Below are 4,753 nucleotides of genomic sequence, written 5' to 3'. Positions count from 1 at the left end.
CGGCATCGAGGCCCGCCAGGCGCTGGCCCATGGCCTGCGCGGCTGGCTGGGCGTCTTCGAGGCCAACATCGTCGACAACGACGAAGGCCGCCGCCTGATGGCCGAGCTGATCGAGGCCGAGCGTGTGCTCTTCGCCAAGCGCAAGGACTTCGCGCCGACGCATGTCAACGACCGCGGCGAGACCGAAGCCGCCACGCTGACGATGCTGTCGACCAACCTCGCCACCAACCCGGACGAGTCGCGCCGCCGCAGCTCCTACGAGGCGCTGCACGGCCTGGAGCGCTGGGTGCTGGAGAACGGCTTCCTCGAAGTCGTCGCGCTGCGCAACCGGCTGGCGCGCGCGCTGGGCTTCCCGGACTACTTCGAGATGAAGCTGCGCAAGAACGAGCGCATGACGAAGGCGGAGCTCTTCGGCGTGCTCGACGACTTCGTCGCCCGCACCGACGCTGCGCAGAAGCGCGCGCATGACGCGCTCGCCGCGAAGCACGGCGCCGACGCCCTGGAGCCCTGGAACCTGCGCTTCCACAGCGCCGGCGACGTGACGCGCCGCATGGACCCGTACATGCCCTTCGGTCCCGCGCTGCGGCGCTGGGTGCGGAGCTTCCGCCGGCTGGGCATCCAGTACCGCGGCGCGACGATGCGCCTGGACCTGCTGCAGCGCCCGGGCAAGTACCAGAACGGCTTCTGCCACGGCCCGCTGCCGACCTGGTTCGACGAGCAGGGACGCTGGCACGCCGGCGAGATCAACTTCACCGCCGAAGCCAAGCCCGACCAGGTCGGCAGCGGCGCGCGGGCGATGATGACGCTGTTCCACGAGGGCGGCCACGCGGCCCACTTCGCCAATGTGACGCAGAACTCGCCGTGTTTCTCGCAGGAGTTCGCGCCGACCTCGATGGCCTATGCGGAAACGCAGTCGATGTTCTGCGACAGCCTGCTGGGCGATGCGGACTGGCTCAAGCGTTATGCGCGCACCGTCGACGGACAGGCGATTCCCGACGAGCTGATCCGCGATCGCATCGCCTCGGCGCAGCCGATGCGCGCCTTCGATGAGCGCGCGATCGCCGTGGTGCCGTACTTCGAGGCGGCGCTGTACGCGATGCCCGATGACGAGCGCACGCCGGAGGCCGTGCTCGCCCTGGCCCGCGCGATGGAGCGCCGCATCCAGGGCGTCGACCGCGCGCCGCGCCCGATCCTGGCGATCCCGCACCTGCTGAACCAGGAGTCGGCGGCGTCGTACCAGGGCTATCTGCTCGCGCACATGGCGGTCTACCAGACGCGGGCGTTCTTCCTGCAGCGCGACGGCTACCTCACGGACAACCCGGCGATCGGGCCGGCGCTGGCGCAGGCCTACTGGGCGCCGGGCAACAGCCTGTCGCACGACGCGACGCTGCGCCGGCTGACCGGCGAGGGCTTCTCGGCGCGTCATCTGGCCGAGGCCTGCGACGAGACCGTCGAACAGGCCTGGGCGAAGGCGCAGGACCTGCTGGAGGCGTCCGAGCGTCGCGGCGAACGCGCCGATGAAGGTCCGCCGCTGGACGCGCATGTCCGCGTGGTCCATGGCGCAGAGCTGCTGGCCGACAACGGCGACGGCAGCGCAGCGGCGGAGCAGGCGATGTTCGACCGCTTCGAGCAGTGGATCGTCGCGCACTACGCGGCGCCGCCGGCGTCCGCCGCGGCCGCTGCGCACTGACCGCGTCGTGAAGTACCTGCAGGGATACGCGCCGGCGCTGGTCGCGCAGGCGCAGCAGTTGCTGGACGCGGGCGAGCTCGGCCCGCTGCTGGCGCGCAAGTATCCGGAGCCGCACGAGGTCCGCAGCGACAAGGCGCTGTTCGACTACACCCAGGACCTCAAGCAGCGCTTCATGCGCAACGCGGGGCCGCTGGCGCTGGTGGCCTATGACGCCAAGCTCAAGGTCATCCAGCATGCGCTGGGCACGCACACGCGGCAGGCGGTGGTGCACGGCAACCGGCTCAAGACGCGGCGCGAGATCCGCGTCGCGACGCTGTTCCGCGAGGCGCCGGCCGAGTTCCTGAAGATGATCGTCGTGCATGAGCTCGCGCATCTGAAGGAGCTGGAGCACGACAAGGCGTTCTATGCGTTGTGCCACCACATGGCGTCGGACTACTCGCAGCTGGAATTCGACGTGCGCCTGTGGTTGAGCGTGCGCGACCGCGAGGAGAAGCTCGCGAAGGCGGGGAAGGTCGAGAGGGCCGGGAAGGTCCAGGAATAGGCGCTTCCGCTATGCTCCCGGTCTTTCCAGACCGCCGAACCCCGGCGCCACGAGCGCGGCGGGTTCCCTGCCTCCAATGATTCTGCTGGCGCCCATGGAGGGCCTGCTGGACCACATGCTGCGCGACACGCTGACCCGTGTCGGCGGCGTGGACCGCTGTGTCTCCGAGTTCATCCGCATCACCGACCGGCTGCTGCCGCGTCGCGTGTTCACGCGCATCGTGCCGGAGCTGCTCCATGGCGGCCGCACGCACGCGGGCGTGCCGGTGCGGGCGCAACTGCTCGGGTCCGATCCCCAGTGTCTGGCGGAGAACGCCGCGCGGCTGGCCGAGCTCGATCCCGAAGGCATCGACCTCAACTTCGGCTGCCCGGCCAAGACGGTGAACCGGCATCGCGGCGGCGCGGTGCTGCTCGACGAGCCGGAGCTGGTCGGCGCGATCGTCGCCGCCGTGCGCCGCGCGGTGCCGGCGCACCTGCCGGTGTCGGCCAAGATGCGGCTCGGCAACGAGGACCGCGGACGCATGCTCGATTGCGCCCGCGCGATCGAAGCGGCCGGCGCCTCCGAACTCGTCGTCCACGGCCGCACCAAGCGCGACGGCTACAAGCCGCCCGCCTACTGGGATCAGATCGGCGTGCTGCGCGAGGCGATCGGCATCAACGTCGTTGCCAACGGCGAGGTGTGGACCGTCGAGGACGCGCTGCGCTGCCTCGAGGAATCCGGCTGCACCTCGCTGATGCTGGGGCGCGGCATGGTGGCCGATCCGGGACTGGCACTCGCAGTCCGCGCGGCGCTTGGCCACTCGGAGGGCGCCACCGCGCTGCCGTGGTCGGACGTGATTCCGTTGATGGAGAGCTTCTTCGCCCAGGTGCGTCGCAATGTGGCGACGCGCCACCAAGCGGGCCGCCTCAAGCAGTGGCTGCACTACCTGCGCCGCCGTTACCCCGAGGCGGAAGAGACCTACCAGCGCGTGCGCACGATCAACGCGCCGGACGTTCTGGCCATGACGCTGTTCGGCCGCCCGCTCGATCCGACAGCGCCGCCGCCCGACATGGCGGATGACGACATCGTCGACGCCTTCAGCGCCTGCGAGGCGGACGATCTCGCCTTGGAAGGCGCTGTCGAAGGCGCTTCCGATCCCGATCAACAACAAGACAGCGACTCGCTGATCGCCGCATGACCGCTTTCCGTCTGACTTCGCGCCTGATGGCGCTCGCCGCCGCATTGACGCCGGTGCTCGCCACCGCCGCCACGCCTGTGACGCCGCTGACGCTCGAACGCGTCCTCGGCGATCCGCCGCTGCAGGGCCGCCTGGTGCGCCAGGCCGAGATCTCGCCCGACGGCGCGTGGGTCAGCTACCTGCGCCCCTCGGAGACCGACAGCGAGCAGCTCGAGCTGTGGGCGCAGCCCGCGGCCGGCGGCGCGCCGCGCAAGCTGGTGTCGGCGGCGGATGTGCTCGGCGGTCGCAGCCAGCAGCTGACCGAGGCGGAACGCATGGCGCTCGAGCGCAAGCGCATCTCGCAGGGCGGCATCACCGGCTACCAGTGGTGCGGCCCGTCGGGCAAGGCGCTGCTGTTCCCGCTGTCGGGCGACCTGTACCTGGTGCGCCTGGGCGAGCAGGGCCCGAAGGCGCAACGGCTCACCAACGACGAGCAGGTGCCGGAGCAGGATCCGACCTGCTCGCCCGACGGCAGCCGCATCGCCTACGTGAAGGGCGGCGAGCTGTGGGTGCAGGCGCTCGACGGCGACGGCGCCGCCCGCGCGCTGACCAAGGGCGCGACGGAGACGCGCTTCTGGGGGCTGGCCGAATTCATCGCGGCCGAAGAGTTGAGCCGCCAGCGTGGCTACTGGTGGTCGCCGGACGGCAGGCAGCTGCTGGCGCTGAACGTCGACGAGCGCGACGTGCCGGTGAAGACGCGTGCGCAGATCTTCTCCGACCGCACGACGATGACGCAGCAGCGCTACCCGGGCGCCGGCGAGAACAACGCGCGCGTCACCGCCTGGACGCTGCAGGTCTCCGACGGCCGCGCGACGCCGCTGCCGCTGCCCTCGGACGCGGAGTACATCGCCCGCGCCGGCTGGTTCGGCGACGGCACGCCGTGGCTGCAGACGCTGACGCGCGACCAGCACAAGCTGGCGCTGACCGAATACGCCCACGGCGCCGGTCCGGGCCGCACCGTGATCGACGAACGCGATCCCGCGTGGGTCGAGGTGCACGACGACCTGCAGGAGATCGACGGCCTGACGCTGTCGGGACAGCCGGCGCTGCTGTGGTCCAGCGAGTCCTCGGGCCGCCGTCAGCTGGTGCTGGTGGATCGACGCACCGGCGAGCGCCGGCCGCTGACGAACGAGCCCGAGCCGGTCGCGCATCGCGTGTGCAGCGACGGTCGCACCGTGGTCTATGCGGCGGCGCGTGATCGCGGCCGTTCGCGCGAGCTGTTCGCGATCGACCTGAACGGCACGAGCCGCCCGCTCGACGGCGCGCAGCCGCGCCAGTGGCGCGACGCCCGCGGCGACGGCGATTG

Annotated in this window: 4 protein-coding genes; all 4 read left to right on the top strand. The window is 71.1% G+C overall.

Annotated features, from left to right (window positions below; genetic code table 11):
- A partial coding sequence (locus tag VF536_RS25915) for a M3 family metallopeptidase (RefSeq protein ID WP_331617837.1) occupies positions 1-1,690 on the top strand: 1,690 nt, incomplete at its 5' end.
- Between the two features lie 7 nt (positions 1,691-1,697).
- The gene (locus VF536_RS25910) at positions 1,698-2,231 is read left to right on the top strand and encodes a YgjP-like metallopeptidase domain-containing protein (RefSeq protein WP_331617836.1); all 534 of its coding nucleotides are present in this window, start codon (positions 1,698-1,700) and stop codon (positions 2,229-2,231) included.
- 76 nt (positions 2,232-2,307) lie between these two features.
- Entirely contained in the window at positions 2,308-3,408 is a 1,101-nt protein-coding gene (locus VF536_RS25905) for a tRNA dihydrouridine synthase (RefSeq protein ID WP_331617835.1), read from the top strand.
- On the top strand, positions 3,405-4,753 hold a 1,349-nt coding region (locus tag VF536_RS25900), incomplete at its 3' end, for a DPP IV N-terminal domain-containing protein (RefSeq protein WP_331617834.1). The genes VF536_RS25905 and VF536_RS25900, both read left to right, overlap by 4 nt.

The organism is Roseateles sp., assembly GCF_036486225.1.
Taxonomy (GTDB): Bacteria; Pseudomonadota; Gammaproteobacteria; order Burkholderiales; family Burkholderiaceae_C; genus Roseateles.
Note: the sequence above shows the minus strand (reverse complement) of the source record. Positions and strands in the feature narration are given on the sequence as shown.

Excerpts from the sequence above, each read along its gene's own strand:
- VF536_RS25905 (WP_331617835.1), top strand. The coding sequence starts at position 2,308 with ATGATTCTGCTGGCGCCCATGGAGGGCCTGCTGGACCACATGCTGCGC.